Annotated in this window: 13 protein-coding genes; 11 read left to right on the top strand and 2 right to left on the bottom strand. The window is 33.1% G+C overall.

All coding sequences use genetic code 11. From position 1 onward, the window contains the following. Positions 1 to 357: 357 nt before the first annotated feature. Entirely contained in the window at positions 358 to 3,726 is a 3,369-nt protein-coding gene (locus tag H8K90_RS00610; protein ID WP_186844008.1) for an FG-GAP-like repeat-containing protein, read from the top strand. A 31-nt stretch (positions 3,727 to 3,757) separates the two neighbouring features. Here the strand turns inward: H8K90_RS00610 and H8K90_RS00605 are convergent, their stop codons facing one another. Both H8K90_RS00605 and H8K90_RS00600 read right to left on the bottom strand, forming a co-directional pair. Continuing rightward, the gene (locus H8K90_RS00605; protein ID WP_186844007.1) at positions 3,758 to 5,101 is read right to left on the bottom strand and encodes a sensor histidine kinase; all 1,344 of its coding nucleotides are present in this window, start codon (positions 5,099 to 5,101) and stop codon (positions 3,758 to 3,760) included. Next, positions 5,091 to 6,443, bottom strand: coding sequence for a sigma-54-dependent transcriptional regulator (locus H8K90_RS00600; RefSeq protein WP_186844006.1), 1,353 nt, complete (start codon positions 6,441 to 6,443; stop codon positions 5,091 to 5,093). The genes H8K90_RS00605 and H8K90_RS00600 overlap by 11 nt, the downstream gene beginning before the upstream one ends. Positions 6,444 to 6,650: 207 nt before the next feature. Between H8K90_RS00600 and H8K90_RS00595 the strand changes: the two genes are divergently transcribed. The 10 genes from H8K90_RS00595 to H8K90_RS00550 all read left to right on the top strand — a co-directional run bounded on the left by H8K90_RS00595 (position 6,651) and on the right by H8K90_RS00550 (position 23,979). Continuing rightward, positions 6,651 to 7,901, top strand: a complete 1,251-nt coding sequence (locus H8K90_RS00595; RefSeq protein WP_186844005.1) for an efflux RND transporter periplasmic adaptor subunit — start codon at positions 6,651 to 6,653, stop codon at positions 7,899 to 7,901. Between the two features lie 115 nt (positions 7,902 to 8,016). Next, positions 8,017 to 8,694: an ABC transporter ATP-binding protein gene (locus tag H8K90_RS00590; RefSeq protein WP_186844004.1), complete on the top strand. Its 678-nt coding sequence runs from the start codon at positions 8,017 to 8,019 to the stop codon at positions 8,692 to 8,694. Between the two features lie 132 nt (positions 8,695 to 8,826). Beyond that, positions 8,827 to 11,226 (top strand): ABC transporter permease, encoded by a 2,400-nt coding sequence (locus tag H8K90_RS00585; protein ID WP_186844003.1) that lies wholly within the window; start codon positions 8,827 to 8,829, stop codon positions 11,224 to 11,226. Positions 11,227 to 11,248: 22 nt separating this feature from the next. Then, entirely contained in the window at positions 11,249 to 13,666 is a 2,418-nt protein-coding gene (locus tag H8K90_RS00580) for an ABC transporter permease (RefSeq protein WP_186844002.1), read from the top strand. 26 nt (positions 13,667 to 13,692) lie between these two features. Beyond that, entirely contained in the window at positions 13,693 to 16,140 is a 2,448-nt protein-coding gene (locus H8K90_RS00575; RefSeq protein ID WP_186844001.1) for an ABC transporter permease, read from the top strand. A 181-nt stretch (positions 16,141 to 16,321) separates the two neighbouring features. Then, positions 16,322 to 18,676, top strand: coding sequence for an ABC transporter permease (locus H8K90_RS00570; RefSeq protein WP_186844000.1), 2,355 nt, complete (start codon positions 16,322 to 16,324; stop codon positions 18,674 to 18,676). 13 nt (positions 18,677 to 18,689) lie between these two features. Next, complete coding sequence (locus H8K90_RS00565) at positions 18,690 to 21,077, top strand: ABC transporter permease (protein WP_186843999.1); 2,388 nt, start codon at positions 18,690 to 18,692, stop codon at positions 21,075 to 21,077. A 36-nt stretch (positions 21,078 to 21,113) separates the two neighbouring features. Further along, a complete protein-coding gene (locus H8K90_RS00560; RefSeq protein WP_186843998.1) occupies positions 21,114 to 21,857 on the top strand; it encodes a head GIN domain-containing protein in 744 nt (247 codons plus the stop codon). A gap of 12 nt (positions 21,858 to 21,869) precedes the next feature. Next, positions 21,870 to 22,547 carry an ABC transporter ATP-binding protein gene (locus H8K90_RS00555; protein WP_186843997.1) on the top strand — a complete coding sequence of 226 codons (678 nt, stop codon included), beginning with the start codon at positions 21,870 to 21,872 and terminating at the stop codon, positions 22,545 to 22,547. A gap of 10 nt (positions 22,548 to 22,557) precedes the next feature. Continuing rightward, a complete protein-coding gene (locus H8K90_RS00550) occupies positions 22,558 to 23,979 on the top strand; it encodes a TolC family protein (RefSeq protein ID WP_246457464.1) in 1,422 nt (473 codons plus the stop codon). Positions 23,980 to 24,072: the final 93 nt, after the last annotated feature.

Here is a 24,072-nt window from a genome sequence, read left to right as displayed (position 1 = left end):
AAAAATGTCACGTTTTTAAGTTTTTAATTTTTTACTTAAAGGTATTAAGTTTAATTTTATCGTGCTATTAATTAATGAATTAAACTTTTTGAACCTAAAAGGGTGCAATATCCCAATTCTAATCAATACAAATTAATTTTTATAATTTTTTGTATAGATTGGTTTATAATGATCCCAATAAATTTGGCGCGTACTATATTGAAAGCCATCAGGGATTTTATTAGGCTAGAAGTGTTTTACGACTTCTTACTTCATGTTTTTTATTTCTTACTTATAGCAGTTTATTTTTTACAAACCGTAACTTTTAATACCAAGTAATTACTGTTGCATAATGACAAATATTATACCCCAAATTTCATGAAAAGGATATTTTTTTTATTGTTTTTATTACCTTTTGCATTGAGTGCGCAATTTTCGATTTCTTCAACAACGCCTTCGAATAATGCATTAAATATAAGTGTTAATAGTAATATTTCTATAAACTTTAATCAAAATGTAAATGCTGCAACACTTACAAATGCAAGTATTACTATAACAGGTAATAATGGTCTTGTACTTAGTTTTTCTTCACCCGTAGTATCTGGTAACAATGTCATTCTTAATCCAAATAGAGACTTTTATCCAGGAGAGATAATTACTGTTACAATTACAACTGATGTAGAAAACACCTCTGGTGTTAATTTAAATAAAGCTTATACCTTTCAATTCAATACTGAAGTTTGTACCAATAGCCCAGGTCAATTTCCGCTTGGGGAAAATACAATTTCTTTAGCAACAGATGGTGCTATTAGTGTAACAGTTGGCGACTTAGATGGTGATGGTGACCTAGACATACTATCTGCTTCCTCTTTAGATGACCGCATAGCTTGGTATGCTAATGATGGAACAGGGAAATTTGGTGCTCAACAAACAATTACTACATCAGCAGATTATGCTCATAGAGTAACAACTGCTGATTTAGATGGTGACGGTGATATAGATGTAATTTCCGCATCCTCAGTCGATGACCGTATCGCTTGGTACGAGAATGATGGTTCTGGAAATTTTGGACCACAACAGACAATTACTACGGCAACTAATTTGGCTTACAATGTAATAGCTTCGGATCTAGATGGCGATGGTGATATGGATATAATATCGGCTTCTGCCTTTGATGGTCTAATAGCATGGTATGAAAATGATGGTGCAGGGAATTTTGGTGCTTTGCAAACTATTACTACTTCAGCACCTGGAGCTAGAAGTGTTTATATTGCTGATATAGATAATGATGGAGATATTGATGTACTTTCGGCTTCTTCTGATGATGATCGTGTAGCATGGTACGAAAATGACGGTTTAGGAAATTTTGGACCTCAACAAACTATTACTACACTGGCAGATAGAGCTTTTAGTGTTAAAGCAGCAGATTTAGATGGTGATGGTGATATGGATGTAATTGCAGCTTGTAGTTCTACATCTTCAGCAAGAGATTGGCGTATAACATGGTACGAAAATTATGGGTCTGGTACTTTTGGGCCTCAACAAACTATTTCTATAAATGTATTTCAGGCAAGGAGTGTATATACAGCAGATTTAGATGGAGATGGTGATTTAGATGTGCTCTCTGCTTCTAGTAGAGATGACCGTATTGCTTGGTATGAGAATGATGGTCTAGCTAATTTTGGGCCACAACAAACTATTACTAGTAATGCTGATGGTGCATGGAGTGTAGTTGCCGCAGATTTAGATGGCGATGGTGACATGGATGTAATTTCTGGGGACTATAATGGTGACCGTGTTGCTTGGTATGAAAACGCACTTAATGAAGATAGAACATTAGCAACATTAGAAGGAACAGATTTAGTTTTAAGTCCAACTTTTGATCCTAATATATCAAGTTATACAGCTGCAGTTTGTAACACAGTTTCCTCAACAACGATAAGTGCAACAGTATCTAATACTGGTGACACTATTGGAGGTTTAGGACTTATAAACCTAAATGAAGGTGCAAATGTAATAACCATCAGTGTTACTGACCAATGCGGTGGGACTGATTATTATACAATTGAAGTGACACGTGTTCCAATGTTTACACAACAAATTACTTGGAACGGTTCCGTATCTTCAGACTGGAATAACCCAAGCAATTGGACGCCTAATATTATGCCAATTGAATGTTTGGAAATAATTATACCAGAAACAATTAATCAACCTTTAATTTCACCTGGTGTTACAAATATAAAAGACTTAAATATAAATAGAGGGTCAAATTTAGAAATTCCAGTTGGTGCAACTCTTAATGTGAGTGAAGATGTAAACATGCATTCCGAATCAGATAAATATTCTGGCTTAATAGTAAGAGGGGCATTGTCTGTTGCCGGTAAAACAAGGTATCATAGATATACAAATACACAATCAAATGGAAATGATTTAATTGCTCCACCATTGTCTGGTCAAAGTTGGACCTCTTTTTTAACGAGTGATGCTTATTATAACGCTGACATAATCTATAATAATGGTGTGGATCCCGTTACGACCTATCTATTTGGGCCTTTTGAAAAAGGATCTACAGATGATTATGTATTGTATAATGATAATAGTTCTGCATTTTTAGAGTCTGGAAAAGGATATCGCTCAGCGACAAATACTCCAAATGGAGACCCATTAATTTTTACTGGATCAGTTGTTACAGGTTCTGTAAATAGTCCAATAGTAAATGAGATGACTGGAGATTTTCCAGAATGGAACTTAATTGGAAACCCATATTCTGCTTACATAGATGTTAGTGCTTTTCTAAATCATATAGGTACAGTTTCTGGAGTCACAAACCTTAGCCTATTAAGTGATTCTACAGCTGCCATTTATGGGTATGATGCTGATGATTCTGATTCTTCGGGCAGTGTTTGGACTTATGCCAACTTGGTAGAAGGTCCAGCTTTAATTGCACCAGGTCAAGGCTTTTTTGTGTCTTCAAAGTATGCTTCTGCAAATATTGAATTTACACCAGATATGCAGATTAAGGGGTCATCAGACGACTTTATCTTGGGCCGTTCAACAAATAACAATTATATAAAATTAAAAGCGGCAAACGGTTCTAAAACCTATTCAACATCATTTTATTTTCATAATAATGGAAGTCAAGGATTAGATAAAGGTTATGATGCTGCAGTTTTTGGAGGTACCATACCAAATTTCTCATTGTATTCTCATTTAGTAGCAGAAAATGAAGGTGCACCAATGGTTATACAAACCTTAAATACAGATGATATTGAAAATGTTGTTATACCAATTGGTTTAAAAGCAAATGTTGGAGAACAAATTACAATAAGTTTAGGTGATTATAATATACCAGATAATGTTTCAGTATTCTTAGAAGATAATGTTAATAATAGTTTTACTGAATTAAATAATACAGATTATATATTTACCCCAAACTCAACGCTAAGTGGTACAGGGAGATTCTATCTTCATTTTACGACTGGATTATTGTCGGTAAGCGAACAAAATTTTAATGAACTAAATATCTATACCAATCAAGTAAATCGTTCTATAATTGTTGAAGGAGTTCTAATAAATAAAACTCATGCTGTAATTTATGACATTCTAGGTAGAGAAGTAGTTAGACAAGATTTAAATACTGCAGTAAATAAAAATGTTATAAATGCTAAAACTTTAGGATCTGGTGTCTATATTATTTCTTTGGACAATGGCAATAGAAAACATGTTAAAAAGCTAATTCTTAAGTAATCTAATTGAGAATTTAAAGAAGGTTGTGTATTTAAAACACCAAACTAAATACAGAACCTTCTCTTTCTATACTCTTTACAATGATTCTGCCTTTATGAAGTAACATTATTTGCTTACATAAGCTCAATCCAATGCCACTTCCAGTAGCTTTACTAGTAAAGAATGGTACAAATATATTCTCTAATATATCCTGAGGTATACCAGAACCATTATCATAGACTTTAATAATTAAATCTCTATTTGAGTTCTGAGTAGCGATCACTTTAATTTCTGCATTTGCTTGGTCTTTAACAGCATCTACAGCATTAAGAATTAGATTAATTAAGACCTGTTCAATAAGGTGAGTATCTATGTCTAATTCTAATTTAGGTGGAGTTATATCGAATTCTATATTAATATTTTTTGCTTTTATAGATGGCTCCATAAGAAGTTGAATATTACCAAACAACTCAGATATTTTTATTCTTTGTAAATTTAGATTAGTAACCTTACTCAAGCTTCTATAGGTCTTAGCAAATTGTAAAAGACCTTCGCTTCTGTTTTTTATAGTTTTTATACCTGCGTTGAGATCTTCTAATTCAAGATGCGATTCGTTTGGTTGCTCTATGGCTAATTGTAAATTGCGTTGAAGTGTATCTGCAAGCGAGGAAATTGGTGCAATGGAATTCATAATTTCATGAGTCATGACACTTAATAACTTTTTCCAAGATTCAGATTCATTTTTGTTTAAGGTATTATCGATATCTTGAATAACAATTAACTTAAACGCATCATCATCAACTTGAAAAACAGTGTCAGAAATTAATATTTTAATACTATCATTTTGAAGCGCTATAGATATTGAATTTGGTTCTCTATGATAAGTTTCAAATACGGTATTGTATAATTCTGGTTTTCTGTTTTCAACAAATTTGATGTTTTTAAACGACGGTATATCTAAAATTTCACCAAAAGAATCGTTACTCCAAAGCACATTACCAGTTTCTAGATTATAGGCTATTATACCTATATCTACCATTTCTAAAATTTTTTGAAGGTATACATATTGTGCTTCATTCTTAGAATTGATTTCCTTTATTGTGCGGTTAATTTCATTAAACCCAGTGTACAAAAACCTAATGTCTTTAGGTCCTCTATCTTCTGGAAACCATCTCGAAAAATCACGATATTTTACAGCTTCGAAAAAGTCTTCCATAGCCACAAAACGACGTTTTACAAAATTGTATGTACTACCTATTAAATAAAGTATTAAAACCGCCAGTACAATGGAATATACTGTCTTTTCTAAGTAAATAGTGTAAATAAGACCTATGATAGCTCCAACAAGAAGAAGTATTCTAAAAAATAGTTTAAAGATGTATGTTCTATAGTTCATACTTCTCTAATCGTCTATATAAAGCTGCTCTTGTAATACCAAGTTCCTTGGCAGATTTAGAAACATTGCCTTTATTTTTTTCTAAAACGGTAAGGATGGCATTTTTTTCAATGTCATCTAAGTTTAAACTTTTGGTTTCTAAACTCGTTGAAGAGGTAGAACGTTCAATAGACGAAAACACCAAATCATCGGGTTTTAAAACCGAACCATCTGTCATAATCACAGCACGTTCTAAAACATACTGAAGCTCTCTTACGTTGCCAGGAAAATCGTGCTTCTTTAATTTTGAAATAAAACCAGAGTCAAAAGTAAAAGGGTTCTTGTTATACTTTTCGGCATATAAAGCAACAAAATGTCTTGAAAGTTCTGTAATATCAGTACCACGCTCTCTTAAAGGTGGTACGGTTATATCAACGGTATTAATTCTATAGATTAAATCTTTTCTAAACTTTTTCTCGTCAGCTAATGTTTTTGGATCTATATTAGTGGCACAAATGAGCCTAATATCAATTGGTATAGCTTCATTTGAGCCCAAAGGCGTCACTTGTCTGTTTTGTAAAACGGTTAATAATCTTACTTGTTGACCCAAACCAATATTACCGATTTCGTCTAAAAATAAGGTGCCACCATTTGCAGCCTCAAAACGTCCTTTTCTATCTTCTCTAGCATCTGTAAATGCTCCCTTTTTATATCCAAATAATTCACTTTCAAAAAGTGATGCCGTTAATGCACCTACATCTACTTTTACAAATGGCTTATCGCGTCTGTTTGAATTATCGTGAAGTGCTCTAGCAATTAAATCTTTACCTGTACCATTTTCGCCAAGTACTAAAACATTGGCGTCAGTTGGAGCTACTTTTTTAAGCTTCACAAAAACGTCGTTCATTACCTCGCTTTCACCAATAATTTCTACCGAGTTTGAGTTTAAACTTTTTGTTTTAGAAGTGTTAGATTTTTTGCTTTCTAATATCGTAGAAATGGTTTCAATCATTTTCTCATTCTTCCATGGTTTCATTAAAAAGTCCGAAGCCCCTTCTTTTAATCCTCTTATGGCTAAATCTATATCAGCATAAGCAGTCATAAGAATTACCGACGTTTCAGGTTTTTGTTTTCTAATTTTATTCAGCCAAAAAATACCTTCATTACCTGTATTGACTAACCCATTAAAGTTCATGTCTAGAATTATAATGTCGTAATTAGTACGCTCTATTTGCGAAGTAATATTACTAGGATTTTTTTCTGTTACAACCTCTTTAAAAAGCGGTTTTAATAGCAATCGTAATGCTGTTAAAACATCAACATCGTCATCAATAACTAATATTGTAGCGTTTTTTAGTACCATCAATACAATATTACGATTTTATCTTGGGCTTATAAAAATTACAAAACCTAAATTTTGGTAAGGCTTAAAAGTGTGCATTTTCGAACATAAAGTGTATCAAAATCGAACACTTTTATATTCGATTAAAAATACAACTATTTGATTTATAGGTGTTTGCTGTTTTGGCATCATCTTCACTATATAAACTGTATAAATCAAAAATTAAACATGGACGTTCCAATTCAAAAGAAAAAATTTTCAAATCAAAAGATAGCTCTTGCCTTAGGTGTTTTAGCCATTATAGCACTTATCGTATATGTGGTCTTTCAAACTTCAGGAGGCTCAAAATTAAATGTTGAAAAAGAACGAATTTCAATTAGCACAGTTAAAAATGATGTGTTTCAAGAAAACATTCCGGTTAACGGAATTGTATTGCCAATTACAACTATTTATTTAGATGCTCTAGAAGGTGGACGCGTTGAAGAAAAATTTGTAGAAGATGGTGCAATGCTTAAAAAAGGTGAGCCAATTCTACGATTATCTAATACAGATTTAGAATTAACTCTTGTTAATCAGGAGACATCAGTCTACAATTTATTAACGCAAATGCAGATCTCACAGAACGCAGCACGTCAAAACACTATTAATAGACAAAATCAATTTACAGATGTAGAAAATAATTTAATTGAAGCAGAACGCGTATATAAATTGAATAAACGCCTATATGAAAAAGGAGCCATAGGTAGAATGGATTATGAGTCGTCTCAGAATAATTTTGAGTATCAGAAAGAACGCATGAAGTTAGCAGAGCAAGTATTGTCTGAGGATTCAATATCATCTAAACTCGAAGTTAATCAGGCAAAAAATTCATACGCCAGAACACAAAGTGCCTTAGAACTCATGAGAAAAAAAGTAGGTGATTTAGTGGTGCGTGCTCCTATTGATGGTCAGTTAACATCGCTTGATGCCGAAATCGGACAATCAATAAATAAAGGAACACGATTAGGACAAGTAGATGTAACTACGGCTTATAAAGTTAGAGTAGATATTGATCAACACTATATTTCTAGAATTTATAATGGTCAAAGAGGCACATTCACCTTAAATAATAAGACCTACACGTTAGAGATAAAAAAAGTATTTACACAAGTAATAAATGGTCGTTTTCAAGTCGATATGAAATTTGAAGGTGAAGCGCCAGAGGGCATTAGAAGAGGGCAGAATCTTCAGATTCGTGTCGCCTTAAGTGCTGAAAAAGAAGCTTTATTGGTAGCAAAGGGTGGTTTCTTTCAAAAAACAGGAGGTAACTGGATTTTTAAAGTCAGTGAAGATGGCAATACAGCCTATAAAGTAAATATTAGATTAGGAAGCCAGAACACAGAATATTATGAAGTATTAGAAGGCTTAAATCCTGGTGATAAAGTTGTGACATCGAGTTATGATTCCTTTGGTGATACCGAAGAGTTGATTTTGAAGTAGAATCATGAGCCAAGATAATAGAGAAAAGAGTATAGATAAAAGAAATAATTTTTAACCAACAACTAATAGCTAAAGGCTAACAGCCAAAAGTTAAAAAAATATAAAAACGAATACAATGATACAAATTACGGACTTAGAGAAATTTTACAAAACTGAAGAAGTGCAAACAATTGCTTTAAATAAGTTGTCTTTTAATGTAAAGGAAGGTGAGTTTGTTGCCATTATGGGACCTTCAGGATGTGGAAAATCTACCTTATTAAATATATTAGGTTTATTAGATGATCCAGATGGCGGAAGCTTTATGTTTAACGGAACAGAAGTAGCAGGTTACAATGAACGCAAACGATCAGAATTACGAAAGCATAATATAGGATTTGTGTTTCAAAGCTTTAATCTTATTGATGAACTTACAGTTTTCGAAAATGTAGAATTACCACTTATATATACTGGTGTAAAACCAGTGGAGCGCAAAAAACAAGTCGAAGCCGTTTTAGAGAAAATGCAAATAATGCATCGCCGAAATCACTTTCCTCAGCAATTATCTGGTGGTCAGCAACAACGTGTTGCAGTTGCTAGAGCTGTAGTAAACAATCCTAAGTTAATACTAGCAGATGAGCCAACTGGTAATTTAGATAGCACCAATGGTAATGAAGTAATGGATTTATTAATAGATCTAAACGAAGCTGGTACAACAATTATTATGGTAACACATAGTGAACATGATGCTAAATACAGTCACAGAATTATTAGAATGTTAGACGGACAAAAAGTAACCGAGAACATATTAGCATAAAACGATTTTCATCAATCAATCAATCAATCAGGCAGAAAACACTTCAGTAAACATTAAATCAACCAACCAATCAATTTTACTGAAGTGTCGAAGCCAAATCAATCAAAAAACGAATAGTAATTCATAGAAACTATGCTTAAAAATTATTTCAAAATAGCGTTTAGAAACCTTCTTAAAAACAAGGTGTATTCTATTATAAATATTTCTGGATTAGCAATTGGTATGGCAGCTACCATGTTAATTGGGCTTTGGATATATGACGAATTAAATTATAACAACCACTTTAAGGATAAAACGACTATTGCACAAATTTTTCAGCACGAATCTTCTAATAATATTATAGAAACAAGTCCTGCGATTCCAAGACCATTAGAATTTGCTTTACGACAAGATTATAATGATAATTTTAAGCACATTATTATGTCCTCTTGGGAGCAGCCAAGATATTTAAACTTTGGCGAAACAACTATTTACAGAACAGGAAATGCCATGCAAGAAGGTGCGCCTGAGATGTTAAATTTAGACATCATTTCCGGAGAAAAAAATGGACTTAAGGAAATGAATTCTATAATGATTTCGGAGTCTACGGCTAAGACATTATTTGGATCTGAAACTGCTCTTGGCAAAATAATAAAAGTTAATAATGAAGATGATTTAGTTGTAACGGCTGTGTATAAAGATATTCCCTCAAACAACTCTTTTAGTGATATGGAATATTTAATTCCATGGAAATTCTATGTAACAACACAACCATGGTTAGAAAATGCTAAGGATTCTTGGGGAAATAATTCTTTTCAGGCGTTTGTTCAGATTAATGAGAACACAACAATGGAAGCGATTTCTGCTAAGATAAAAGATGTAAAAAAAATAGGTGATCCTAGTGAAGCAGAGTTTAACCCAGAAATGTTCTTATTTCCAATGGAGGATTGGTATTTACGATCTGATTTTGAAAATGGTGTACAGTCTGGTGGTCGTATTGAAAATGTATGGCTCTTTGGTATTATAGGCTTGTTTGTTTTATTATTAGCATGTATCAACTTTGTAAATTTAAGTACAGCCAGATCAGAAAAACGAGCTACCGAAGTTGGTATTAGAAAGTCTATTGGATCGCAACGGAGTCAACTTATATTTCAATTTTTAAGCGAATCTTTTTTAATTGTTTTGCTGTCTTTTGTAGTGGCTCTCGGTATCGTTTTATTATTCCTAAATGGTTTTAATAATTTGGCGAGTAAAGCGATTGAATTTCCATGGAGCAATATTCAGTTTTGGCTGGTCTCATTATTATTTGTTGTAATAACTTCGGTTTTAGCTGGTAGTTATCCTGCCTTGTATTTATCTTCTTTTAATCCGGTTGCAGTGCTTAAAGGCACATTTAAATCTGGTCGCTATTCCTCTTTACCTAGAAAAGTGTTAGTGGTAGCTCAATTTACTGTTTCTGCGGCACTAATTATAGGAACACTTGTAGTGATGAATCAAATACAGTTTTCAAAAGATAGACCAGTTGGTTATGAGAAGGAAGGATTGATACAAATTCCTGTAATGAGCTCAGAATTTTTAGGTAAGCACGAAGTAATGCGAACACAATTTATAGCTTCAGGTGGAGCCACAAGTATGACGACATTAAGTGGACCAACAACAGAAGTTTGGTCTAATCGAAGTGGCTATAATTGGGAGGGTAAGCCTGTTGGCTTTCAAGAGGATTTAGCTTACACAAATGTTAACTATGATTTTGTTGAAACCTTAGGATTGAAGTTGATAGAAGGAAGAGATTTTTCTCGCGAATTTGCAACAGATTCTAATGCAGTTATTCTTAATAAAACGGCTGTTAAGTATATGAATATTACCAATCCTATTGGAAAATATATAAGAGATTCTGATACTGAAGATCCTTTTACGCCTTTAAAAATTGTTGGTGTAATTGATGATATGATAGTGCAATCACCTTATAGTCCTGTAAAACAAGCTATGTATGTTTTTGAACAATATGGAAATATCGCTTATTACTGTCTAAGGCTAAATCCTAATAAAAGTACCAGTGATAATTTAGCACTAATTGAGGGAGTTTTTAAGAAGAACTTTCCAAACACACCATTCGATTATCAATTTGTGGATGAAGAATATGGTGCAAAATTTAGATCAGAAGAACGCATTGCTAGTTTAGCTAGAGTATTTACAGCGCTAGCGATATTTATTAGTTGTTTGGGCTTATTTGGATTGGCATCTTTTGTAGCGGAACAACGAACAAAAGAAATTGGAGTACGTAAAGTACTGGGAGCTTCAATTAGTCAACTGTGGTTATTACTTTCAAAAGACTTCATCACTCTGGTAGTAATAGCTTTATTAATCGCTTCACCAATTGCATACTACGTTATGGGTCAATGGTTGCAAAAGTTTAGTTATCGTACGTCTGTCACTTGGGATGTATTTGCAATTGCCTGTTTCGGAGCCTTAATTATCACATTAATCACTGTGAGTTTTCAGGCTATAAAAGCTGCAGCAGCGAATCCTGTAAAATCATTGCGCACCGAGTAAATCAATCAAAAAACGAACAATCATGATTAAGAATTATTTAAAAATAGCAATTAGGAATCTTTGGAAAAATAGAACATTCACAGCACTCAATATACTAGGACTTACAGCTGCTTTTGGTGTAGCTATTTTATTAGGAATGTATGCTGTCTTTCAATTGTCTTATGACCGTTTTCATGAAAATGGAGAGAACATTTTTATGGTATACTCAGAGGATAGTGTGCCAGATGGAGTAGAAGCTAATATTTCAAAATCAGAACCTTTTGCGGCAGCCTTAAAAGAAGAAACAACTGGTGTGGAAAAAATAACACGTTATGTTGGCGCTGGAGTGTTATTAAATCATAAAGACAAACAACTACGCATGAGTGGTGTTTATGTTGATCCTGATTTTTTTGATATGTTTAGCTTCCCAATAATTGAAGGAGATAAGCAAAACCCAATAACTTCAGAAACTTCTGTTGCTTTAACCAAGCATGCTGCACAACGAATATTTGGCGATAAAAATGCTATAGGACAAACCATATCTATCTTACGCGATGAGGAAATGGTTCCATTTACAGTAACAGCTATAGTTGAAAATTTTCCTGAAACCAGCTCAATGGGTTTTGATGTAGTCTTAAATTTTAAAAGTCAAGGTTATCACAGTTACGAAAGAGCAATTGGACGTTGGGATGTGGAGAATCATGAGGTGTATATGCAACTTGCACAAAATGTAAGTCCACAACAATTTGAAAAAAGCACAAAAGATTTTACACAATTACACTATAAAAATGAGATTGATAACGCTATTCGCGATGGCATTCAGCCCAATAGCAATGGTGATTATAGACAAATAAAATTGTTGCCCTTAACAGATATTCGGTTTGCTAATTTTAATCAAGGTCCTGTAATTGTAAGTCGCACAATGCCTTATTTAGTATTAGGAATTGCGATTTTAATTCTTTTTATCGCTTGTGTAAATTTTGTAAACATGAGTATTGCAAAAAGCGACCAAAGATTACGAGAAATAGGAATGCGTAAAACACTAGGCGCAAATCATAAACAATTATTTTTTCAGTTTTGGGGAGAAAGTATTTTAGTCTTTCTAATCTCAACAGGCTTAGGAATTCTGTTGGCTGTACTTTTATTGCCTCAGTTTCAGGTTTTATTTAGCACAAGAGCATCGCTTTCTGCCTTATTAGAGCCTTCATGGTTAGTGATATTAATAGTCAGTTTTATTGGTGTAACGTTAATTGCTGGTGGTTATCCTGCTATTTTAATGAGTCGTCTTGGTACTTTACAAAGTTTAAAAGGAAAGCTAGAAATTAATGGAAAAAATCATTTGAGAAATAGTTTAATGGTCTTACAATTTAGTATCGCCATTTTACTTATTAGTGGCACACTTGTGCTTTGGGATCAAGTAGAATTTATGAGAACTAAAGATTTAGGGTTCAATAAAAACCAGGTGATTGCTTTTCCTTTAAACGGAGCACGTAACGATCAACAAGCGCTACAACTACTTCGAGACGATCTTCAAAATAATGTAAATGTTTTGAGTGTCACAGCATCTAACAATATTTTAGGTTTAGGAAAAGATGGCTCTCGTTCTACAAGTGTTTTGGGTTTTGAATATAAAGGTCGTGGAGTAGAAACTCACATGTTGGTAGTAGATGCAGATTATATTGAAACATTAGATTTAACTTTAGTAGAAGGGAGGTCTTTTAGAGAAAATCTTGCTAGTGATAGTTTGTCGGTTATTATTAACGAAGCTATGGCAAAACAGTTGAATGAAGAAGATGTTTTAGCGTCTCAAATAGATTTAGACGATGCTGTTTATTCGGTAGTTGGTGTTGTTAAGAATTTTAATTTTCAAGAGCTCGATCAGCATATTGCACCAATGAGCTTATTTGCACTTCCTAATTGGAATTTAAGAAATGTTTACGTCAAGGTAGCTCCTCAAAATTTAGAACAGGCTTATACAGATGTGAAAGCGGCATGGAATAGAATAGAGCCTAATGCCGAATTTCAAGGCTCGTTTTTAAATGAAAATATAGATCGTACACTCCGTAGCGAACGTACCATGACAACAATGATTGGTAGTGGTTCTATTCTGGCCATTATCTTAAGTTGTATTGGTCTTTTTGCGATGTCATTACTTATTGTAGCGCAAAGAAGAAAAGAAATTGGAGTGCGAAAAATTGTAGGAGCAAGTGTGTCTTCTATCACTGTTTTACTTACAAAAGATTTTCTAAAATTAGTAATTATAGCTTTTGTGGTTGCAACACCAATTGCATGGTGGGCAATGCATCAGTGGTTACAAAATTATCCGTATCGTATTAATCTTAATATATGGATATTTCTTGGAGCTGGAGGAATTGCAATAGTTATAGCCATGTTAACCATAGCAAGTAAAACTATAAAAGCGGCAACATCTAATCCTGTAGATTCTCTAAGGGCAGAATAAATTAATCTAAAAAAAAACGAGCAGTTATGATTAAAAATTATTTCAAAATAGCATGGAGAAATATTATGAAGCATAAGGTGTTTTCTCTAATCAATGTTATTGGTCTTACAATTGGATTGAGTGCGTCTTTTGTTATTGGATTAATGATTTATTACGACTATACCTTCGATACATTTCATAAAGATGGAGATCGTATTTATAGAGTAGTTACGGATTTTCATTCGCCACAAGGAAACTTTAATAATCCAGGTGTAACCTTAGCTCTAGAAGAGGCGATAAAGGAAAATTCTAACTTTGATGTTGTTAGTGGATTCTATCAAGAGCGGCCTGCTAAAGTTGAAAATAAAGCAATAGATAAAGTTGTAAAATGGCCAAACTTTGTAATTTTTACGGATGCCAATTACTTTAAAATATTTGACTATAAATTTTTAGCTGGTGACAAAACAAACATACTTTCTCAGCCAAATAATGTGGTTCTTACCGAAAAACGCGCTGCAGAATATTTTCCTAATACTGCTCCAAATGAGATTATTGGTAAAACATTGGTGTATAATGATTCTTTAAATGTTACTGTAACAGGTGTAGTAGAGAATTTTAAGGAAAGAACAGATTTTGTTTTCGAAGAATTTATTTCTCATCCCACAGTATTACAAACACGTTTAAGAGAAGATTTTCTCAATAAAGAATGGGCAAATACCAATTCTAGTGCTCAGCTGTTAGTAAAAGTTAGTTCATCTGCAGATTTAGTTGCTATACAAAATCGTTTTGATGCTTTGGCAAAAGAGCATGAAGATGAGGATTCTAAGAAATATGGATTAACGCAAAAATTTGTTTTACAGCCCTTATCAGATATTCATTTTAATGAAGCCTATGGTATTTACGACTGGAGTAAAGGACAGGCAAGCAGGTCATTACTAACCAATTTAGCGTTAGTGGCATTATTTTTATTGCTATTAGGTTGTATAAATTTTATAAATCTCAACACAGCACAAGCCTCTCAGCGTGCTAAAGAAATAGGAATCCGTAAAACCCTTGGTAGCTCTAGAAAGCAACTTATTGGTCAGTTTATGGGAGAAACATTTTTGTTGGTTGTAATATCAGCCTTATTATCTTTTTTACTTTCTCGTTGGCTTATTAATGTGTTTTCAGATTTTGTACCAGAGGGTTTGAGTTTCGATCTGTTTAAAGCTCCAATAATTATTATAGGCATAGCAGTTTTATTATTGGTTGTAACATTTCTTTCAGGATTTTATCCAGCAATGGTACTATCAAAATTTAATGCCGTTTCCGTGTTAAAAAACCATTTAACCGTTGGAGACAAAAAAGTGAAACTGCGTAAATTCTTAACTGTTTTTCAGTTTTCAATAGCTCAGATATTTATCATAGGTACATTACTTGTTGGTAAGCAGATAAATTTTTTATTAAATAAGGATATGGGTTTTAAAACTGATGCTGTTGTATCCGTTTACAATCCAAGAGGAGAAGGGGAAATTTCAAAAAAAGAAATTTATGCCGAAAAATTGAAGGCCATTCCTGCCATTAAAGACATAAGTCTTGGCGGTCATGCACCAGCTTCAATGTCTTCAAATAGTTCTTCGATTTCTTATGTAGATGATAATAACGAAGTTAATACAGATTTACAATTTTTATTTGGTGATGCTAACTATGCTAATTTATTTCAACTTGAAATTTTAGCAGGAAGAGGCATTAGAAATGATTCAGTTAAAGAATTAGTAATTAACGAAACATGTAGAAAGAAGCTTGGTTTTACGTCTCCTGAAGAGGCTATCGGTAAAACGGTATTAATGAGTGACGAAAATATTCCTATAGTTGGTGTGATGTCAGATTTTCATCAGCGCTCTCTAAGGTCAGATATTAAACCAATGGCGTGGAGAGGTGATTGGTATCGTGCCAGATTTAGCCAATTCCAAGCCGTTCATGTTAGTTTTCAAAATAATGCAGAAGGAAATTTAAAAGAAACACTTTCTAAGATAGAAAGTGCTTATAAAACAGTCTATACAGATGTCGATGATTACAGAGTTGAATTTCTAGATGAGAACATTGAGAAGTTTTACAATAGAGAAAAGAGAATATCAAAGCTACTAAATTGGGCAACTGGTCTATCTATTTTAATTAGTTGTTTAGGACTGCTCGGACTTGTAATTTATACAACCAATAGACGTGTAAAAGAAATAGGTGTTCGTAAAGTTTTAGGTGCTTCATTATTACAAATTAATACCTTGTTGTGCAAAGAGTTTTTAGTGTTGGTTGCCGTGGCATTTATTATTGCCTCACCAATTGCATGGTATGGAATAGATAGTTGGTTGCAAGATTTTGCTTTTAAAACAAGTATCAGTTTCTGGGTCTTCTTAATAAGTGGTTCTGCAATGATATTTTTTGCTTTGTTAGTGATAAGTGTAAAAACGCTTCAGGCTGCAAACGCCAATCCCGTTAACTCATTACGTTCGGAGTAAAAAATGTAGTTAGTTGAAGTGTCCGATTACGAACAAAAACTGTATCGAAATCGGACACTTTTGTTTTTATCAACTTGTTTTATGTTGTTGATATTCAGAATATTAAATGTTTGGCATCATCTTCACTATATAACACAGTAAGTGAGAATAAAACATTTCATCAATCAAAAAACGAATACTTATGTTTCTTAATTATATCAAAATAGCATTTAGAACCTTATTAAAAAACAAAGGCTATAGTTTCCTTAATATTTTCGGGTTAGCCATAGGAATTACATGTGCAAGTTTAATTTTTCTTTGGGTTGAGGATGAACTAAGTTTCAACAAAAACTTTGATAAGCAAGATCAAGTTTACTATGTGCCAACTAACCAAAACTATGAAGGAGAATGGCGTACATTTTACTCTACACCTGGTCCATTAGCTCAAGATATGCTAAATGACATTCCTGGAATAGTTAAAGCCACCCGTTCTAGTCTCGAGGAGCGATTATTTGTTGTAGGTGATAATTCTATTACAAGAAGTGGACGTTATGCAGATGCAGATTTTTTAGAAATTTTTAGTTTAAAGTTTGTTGAAGGTAATAGAGAAGATGCATTTGTAAATCCTGAAGCTATTGTGTTAACACAAGAAACAGCAGAACAACTTTTTGGTAAGGATGAAAAAGCCCTCGGAAAAGTTGTAAGAGTTAGTAATAAGGATAATTATTTGGTTACAGGTGTTATAGAAAATCTTCCGAATAATGTGTCATTTCCCTTTAATTGGGTTGCACCTTTTGAGCGTTATAGAGATGGTGCAGAATGGATGACGGAATACGGTAGTAATTTTTCAGATACCTTTGTAGAATTAGCACCAGAGGCTAACTTTGAAACTGTAGATACTCAAGTAAGAGCATTAATTGGTACAAAAGAAGAAAACACAGATGATTATGCTTTTTTACACACTATAAAAGATTGGCACTTAAGATCTAAGTTTGAAGGTGGTGAAATAGTAGGTGGTCGTATAACCTATGTGCGTTTATTCACAATTATAGCATTTGTAATTCTATTAATTGCTTGCATTAACTTTATGAATTTAAGTACGGCTCGAAGCGAAAAACGTGCCAATGAAGTAGGCGTCCGTAAAGCTATGGGATCTGGGAGAGGACGATTAATTACACAGTTTATTTCTGAAGCGTTGATACTATCGATTATAGCTACAGTTTTTAGTGTAGTGATGCTGGCCATACTATTACCGCAGTTTAACCTCATCATAGATAAAAACTTAACCTTAGGATTGGCTAATCCAATGCATATATTAAGCCTTATTACAGTGGCAATTGTCTGTGGACTTTTGGCAGGTCTTTATCCAGCATTTTATTTATCGTCATTTAAACCCGTAGAAGTTTTAAAAGGCTTAAAAGTAACTGAAGGTTCAGCAACACTTATAAGAAAAGGGTTAGTTGTTGGTCAGTTTACAATTTCAATAGTATTTATTATTGTTACAATTTTAGTCTATCAGCAAATTCAATTCGCAAAAAATAGAGATTTAGGCTATAACAAAGATCAACTTTTGTCCATGCGAATTGACCTTGACTTTATTCCTAAATTTAATGTCGTACAACAAGAATTGATTAGAACAGGTTCTGTAGATAATGCAACGTTATGTAATTCTTCTCTTTTATCTGGTGGAAATAATGGGTCTGGATTTTCATGGAAAGGAGGAACAGATACCGAAGATGTTTTAATTTCTTTTAGAAATGTTACCCAAAGCTTTTTTGATACCACAGGAATGGAGATTATTGAAGGTAGAGGTTTTAGTGAAACTGTTGAAGCAGATAGTACATCTGTTTTAATCTCTGAATCCTTAGCAAAAATGATGGGTAACGAAAGCCCAATCGGAAATATTATTAGCAGAGGAGATGATGTATTGGAGGTCGTAGGTGTTGTAAAAGATTATGTTTATGGTGATATGTTTGATGCCAGTGATCCTGTACTTTTTATGCACTTTCCTAGTTACACTAGGTATATGTTTATAAAAACAAAAGCAGGAGTACCTATTAATGAAGCATTATCAGATATTGAAGCTGTAATGAAAACTCATAATCCAGCATTTCCATTTGAATATTCATTTATAGATGAAGCTTTTAATGAAAAGTTTAAAAACGAACAGTTGGTTGGAGAGTTATCTCAAATATTTGCCATATTGGCCATTCTTATTTCTTGCTTAGGTCTTTTTGGATTAGCAGCTTACACAGCACAGCAGCGACGAAAAGAAATTGGAGTACGTAAGGTTTTAGGTGCAAGCGTTTCTGGTATTGTAAAATTACTTTCTCAAGATTTTTTGAAACTTGTTTTAATATCTATTGTACTAGCAATTCCAATAGCTTGGTATTTTATGCAAGATTGGCTTCAAGATTATGCATATCGTATAGAAATTAATTGGTGGGTATTTATTATAGCTGGCGTTGTTGCGATCTTAATTGCTATGGTAACGGTAAGTTTTCAGGCCATTAAAGCGGCAATTGCAAATCCTGCTGATAGTTTAAAAACCGAATAAAAAACGAATAGTTATGATAAAGAGTTATATAAAAATTGCTTGGAGAAATATTAAAGGGAGTCCTCTTTTTTCATCAATTAATGTTTTGGGACTCACTTTAGGTCTTACAATAACGACGTTGTTATTTGCATTCGTTCAACATGAGAATAGTTTTAATTCTATGTTTTCTCATAAAGATCAAATTCATAGAGTTTTAGTTGAAACTGCTGAAAGTTATAACAATAAAACGTATGCAACAGCTCCTGCAATGGTTGCTCCAACGAGTATTGAGGAAATTCCAGAAGTTTTAGATGCAGTAAGATTTTTAAAACATGGTTTTGGTGAGGCTGCTTATATAAGTACAGGTTCTTCAGAATTTATTGAATCGTCATTATATTATGCAGATTCTAGTTTGTTCAAAATTTTCGATTTAAAACTAACTCAAGGAATTGCGAAAGAAGCTTTAACAAAACCAAATACAGCTATTGTGTCTAAAAGTACAGCTAATCGTTATTTTGGAACAGATCAAGTTATCGGAAAAATTTTTAAAGTTGATGATAGATTAAATATTGAAATAACAGGAGTATTTGACGATTTACCAGCAAATACCACATTAGATGCTAATGTATATGTTTCGTTTGCGACGAGCTTTTTTTCTAGGCAACCAACCTGGTCAAATTCAAGTTTAGAAACTTATTTGTTATTGGCTGAAGGAACAAATGTGAGCGCTCTAAAGTCGAAGATGCAAACTATGTTAGACAAATTTGTTGAAAAGGATGCGCAGTGGTACACCTTAAATGTGCAACCTTTAAACCAAGTGCATTTATATTCTAATCAAATTGAAAATGCTTATAGTTCTCGTAAAGGTTCTATAGAGCAGGTTAAGAGTTTAAGTTGGCTTGCACTTCTCATTCTTGTCATTGCATGTATTAATTATATGAATCTTACAACAGCAAGATCTCAAAAACGATCTCGAGAAGTAGGCGTAAGTAAAACACTTGGTGCTTCGGTATCTAATTTAATAACCCGATTTTATGCAGAAACAGGATTAATAACTGCAATTTCAATAGTTTTTGGAGTGTTATTAGCGCTATTATGCTTGCCATATTTTAACCAAATTTCGGGTAAAGAGATTCCTAGTTCTATGCTATGGTCTGGCACTTTTATAGTATCACTTATTGTTATTTGGGCAATTACAACTCTGTTGGCAGGATCTTATCCAGCAATATATATGTCTAATCTTTCGGCTAAAAAAATATTGAGCGGAGGTAAGATAGGTTCCTTCTGGGCAACACGCGTTAGAAAAGGATTGGTTGTGGCTCAGTTTGGTGCGTCTACCATATTAATTATTGGCGTGATTGTAATTTATAATCAACTAAAATATATTCAAGAAAAAGATTTAGGATTTAATTCGGAGCAAATTATGGCTATTTCCGTTAATGGCATTAACGAAGCATCTAATGTAGATTTGTTGAAGTTAGAATTGGGCAAATTACCTATGGTGTCTAATGCTGGTGCCGCACAAGGTTATCCTGGTAAAACAGTAAGCGGTAGAATGGTCCAAAATCCTTTAGAAGATGATGGCGGTTTGGCAGTACAAACTAATCGTATCGAGGCAAAAGCAATTGAGCTAATGGAATTAAATTTTGTGGCGGGAAAAAACCTTCCAGAGATAAAAGCCGAAGGCGATTCGCTTGTAGATGTTGTAATTAACAAAAAGATTGCAGATTACCTTGGGTATACTCCTGAGGAAGCCATTGGTAAACCTATTCAAATGTTGCCTAGTCATAATTCGTTTATTGTTGGTGTTGTAGATGACTTTAATTTTGCATCGTTACGAGAACCAATAGGAGCTTATGCTTTTCATAATTATTCTAGTGAGAGGAAAGAATATATGTTAGTTAAAATGTCTGTTACAGATTTGAGTCAAAATTTAATGAGCATAGAGAACAGTTTTAAAAAGATAGCACCAAACGTTCCTTTTGACTACAGCTTTTTAGATAAAAATATAGAGAAACTGTATTTAGAAGAAAAGCAAACGGCTTCAATCGGAATGATATTTTCATTACTCGCAGTTTTTGTAGCTTGTTTAGGCCTTTTCGGTTTAGCAGCTTTTACAGCAGAGCAACGCGATAAGGAAATAGGAATCAGAAAAGTCTTAGGTGCAACTGTAACCGGAATTGTAAAATTATTGTCTATTGATTTTATTAAACTAGTAGCAATTGCTCTAATTATAGCATTTCCGTTAGCTTATTATATTATGAATAATTGGCTTCAAGATTTTGCATACAGAATTACAATAAGCTGGCACCCATTTGTTTTTACAGCAATTTGTGCATTAGGTATAGCCATGATTACCGTAAGTTTTCAGGCGATTAAGGCTGCCGTTTCAAACCCAATAGATAGCTTAAAAACAGAGTAAAATAAAATTCATCATTAATCAGAAAAATAAAGAATTATGAAACTTATAAAAAACACATTAATAATTGCCTTGGTTTGTATTAGTCAAGTGATGTTAGGACAAACAAAGAAAGCTGTAGCATCTTTCAACAAAGTTATTATTAGTCCACATATTGAAACCACATTTGTACAAGGAGAAGAAGAGTCAGTTACAATTTTAGAAAATACGTTGTCTAATGATATCGTAAACATAGAAGTTAATAATGGCACACTTAGAGTTTATTTAGATGATGCTAAAACGACAACAAAGCATAAGAAAGTTGTAAAGAATGGAATGAAAATGAAAGAACCTATTTATAAAGGAAAAGTTCTAACTATAAAGGTGGTTTATAAAACTATCGATAATTTATCGTTAAGAGGAGAGCAAACAACTGTATGCACAAGTCTTATTGATGTAGATAAATTTGATCTTAAAATATATGGAGAATCTCAAGTAACATTCAATGATGTTAACATTAACAATTTTGATGTTGATGTTTATGGAGAGAGCCAATTAACTATCGCAAATGGAAGAATCGACAATCAACATATAACTGCTTATGGTGAGGGCGAAATCAACCTAGTTGAGGTGGATAACAAAACCTCTAAACTCAAAGCGTATGGAGAAGCACAATTTAGAATTCAGGCATCAGAAAGTATAAAATTTACAGCTTATGGAGAGGCTGAATTGTATTATAAAGGCAGTGCAAAAATTAATAAAGGATTGAGCTTTGGAGATTCGCAAATCAATCATATAGACTAAAAAAAACTGAAAATGACAAATACATTATTAAGCCTAAATGAGGCTACTCGTACTGTTAATTCTGGAAGTAATAAAGTCACGTTACTAGATAACATCGATTTACAAGTTAAGGAAGGAGAATTTATTTCGCTTATGGGACCTTCGGGTTCAGGCAAGTCCACATTATTAAATTGTATTGGTATGCTAGACAGTTTTACCGATGGTGGTTATACATTTTTAGGTGAGCCAGTTCATAGCATGAAAGAAAAAAACCGCTCTAAACTTTATAAAGAGTACATAGGTTTTGTATTTCAGGCTTATCACTTAATTGATGAGTTAAACGTTTGGGAAAACATTGAAACACCATTACTATATAAAAACGTGAAATCTTCTGAGCGAAAAGCGATGGTTGCAGATATGCTAGACCGTTTCAATATCGTTGGAAAAAAAGATTTATTTCCACAACAGCTAAGTGGTGGACAGCAGCAATTAGTTGGTATTGCAAGAGCACTTATCGGACAACCAAAATTGATTTTGGCAGATGAACCGACAGGTAATTTAAATTCTAAGCAGAGTACAGAAATTATGGAGTTGTTTTCTCAATTGAATAAAGAAGGAGTAACCATAATACAGGCCACACATTCTGAAAAGAATGCATCCTATGGATCAAGAATTATAAATCTACTTGATGGGAAAATAGTCTCAGAATAACAAAAGCATTATGATAAAAAAACAATTAATATTTGCCCTCGCTATTTTGATGGGTTTAGTAGGATACACTCAAAATTTAGATCAGAAAAGTTATTCTTTAGATGAGTGTATATCTATGGCACTAGAGAATAATCTCGATTTAAAGTCGGCAGATTTACGAGCAAATTCCGCTAAAGTTAACCACCAGCAATCAAAAGCTAATTTGTTGCCTAGTATAAATGGCAATTTTAATTTAGGAGTGAATGATGGTCGAAGTATAGATCCTTTTACAAATGATTTTATAAATCAGGAATTGACGTTTTCCAATATGGGATTGAGCATAGATATGACCATTTTTAATGGATTTAGATTATTAAATTCAGCCAAACAAAATAGCCTAAATAGAAAGGCTTCTGAGTTAGAAAAAGAAGCAGCGCAACAAGACTTAATCTTAAATGTTACTTTAGCTTATTTACAAGTTTTAAATAGTAAAGCGGTTTTAGACCTAACAAAGCAACGTTTAGAGACGACTAAAGAACAACTAAAAATTCAAAAGGATTTTTACGATAATGAATCTGGTAATCCTGCAGACTATGCAGATATATTAGGACAAATAGCTAGTGATGAAACCAGTGTTTTAAACTCAGAATCTAACTTAAATAATGCAAGATTAGCACTTGCAAGATTATTAAATCTTCCTGATTCTATTGAGGTTGATGCTGAATCAATTCTACTCGATTTTGAAAAATATAAACTTTCTGCAGACGAGGTTTATAATGAAGCACTTCAAAATTTGGCGACATTTAAAGCTAATGAATTAAGAATTGAAGCTGCAAAAAAAGGAGTTAGTGTGGCCAAGTCTCAGTTTACACCAGAGATTTCTGTTTTTGGTGGTATAAATACAAATTACTCTAGTGCAGCTCAGTTGTTTAATTCAACCGGAACAAGTATCGTCACAACTGGTGATTATGTGACCGTAGATGGTGATGATTTACCAATTATGACCGAACAAACAAATTTTGAGGCAGAAGCCATAGGTTATAAAGATCAACTAGATAATAATTTAAACACAGTGGTTGGAGTTGCTGTAAATGTTCCGCTTTTTAACGGGTTTAGAGCTAAAAACAATGTTGCGTTAGAAAAAATTAGAGTAGAGGAGTCAATTTTAGAATTAGAGCGCACGCATTTAGATATAAAAAATGCGATTGCTCAAGTTCATTTTGATATGGAAGCGGTTTATAACCGTTATCTAAGTTTACAAAAACAGGTGGAAGCCTACCAAGAATCCTACCGTATTAATGAAATAAGATTTAATAACGGAGTATCTAATTTTCTAAATTATGTAACAAGTAAAAATAATTTAGATAATGCTAAAGTAAATTTAGCTAATACTAAATATGAATATCTTTTGCGAGTAAAGGTTTTAGATTATTACAGAGGATTAACAAATTAAATTTGTTTTAAGCAGTTGTTTATGTAATTCATTATTAGTTCTATATCGTATTCTATAAGTTAAAAATCATCCTTTCTGTAGACTAAATTTTCA

It is taken from the genome of Winogradskyella echinorum (assembly GCF_014297365.1).
Taxonomy (GTDB): domain Bacteria; phylum Bacteroidota; class Bacteroidia; order Flavobacteriales; family Flavobacteriaceae; genus Winogradskyella; species Winogradskyella echinorum.
This window is presented reverse-complemented; position numbering and strand designations above follow the sequence as displayed.

Bases quoted from the DNA above. Each gene is read 5' to 3' on its own strand.
- H8K90_RS00555 (WP_186843997.1), top strand. From the start codon at position 21,870: ATGACAAATACATTATTAAGCCTAAATGAGGCTACTCGTACTGTTAAT.
- H8K90_RS00570 (WP_186844000.1), top strand. From the start codon at position 16,322: ATGTTTCTTAATTATATCAAAATAGCATTTAGAACCTTATTAAAAAAC.
- H8K90_RS00595 (WP_186844005.1), top strand. From the start codon at position 6,651: ATGGACGTTCCAATTCAAAAGAAAAAATTTTCAAATCAAAAGATAGCT.
- H8K90_RS00580 (WP_186844002.1), top strand. From the start codon at position 11,249: ATGATTAAGAATTATTTAAAAATAGCAATTAGGAATCTTTGGAAAAAT.
- H8K90_RS00610 (WP_186844008.1), top strand. From the start codon at position 358: ATGAAAAGGATATTTTTTTTATTGTTTTTATTACCTTTTGCATTGAGT.
- H8K90_RS00550 (WP_246457464.1), top strand. From the start codon at position 22,558: ATGATAAAAAAACAATTAATATTTGCCCTCGCTATTTTGATGGGTTTA.
- H8K90_RS00575 (WP_186844001.1), top strand. From the start codon at position 13,693: ATGATTAAAAATTATTTCAAAATAGCATGGAGAAATATTATGAAGCAT.
- H8K90_RS00605 (WP_186844007.1), bottom strand. From the start codon at position 5,101: ATGAACTATAGAACATACATCTTTAAACTATTTTTTAGAATACTTCTT.
- H8K90_RS00565 (WP_186843999.1), top strand. From the start codon at position 18,690: ATGATAAAGAGTTATATAAAAATTGCTTGGAGAAATATTAAAGGGAGT.
- H8K90_RS00590 (WP_186844004.1), top strand. From the start codon at position 8,017: ATGATACAAATTACGGACTTAGAGAAATTTTACAAAACTGAAGAAGTG.
- H8K90_RS00560 (WP_186843998.1), top strand. From the start codon at position 21,114: ATGAAACTTATAAAAAACACATTAATAATTGCCTTGGTTTGTATTAGT.
- H8K90_RS00600 (WP_186844006.1), bottom strand. From the start codon at position 6,443: ATGGTACTAAAAAACGCTACAATATTAGTTATTGATGACGATGTTGAT.
- H8K90_RS00585 (WP_186844003.1), top strand. From the start codon at position 8,827: ATGCTTAAAAATTATTTCAAAATAGCGTTTAGAAACCTTCTTAAAAAC.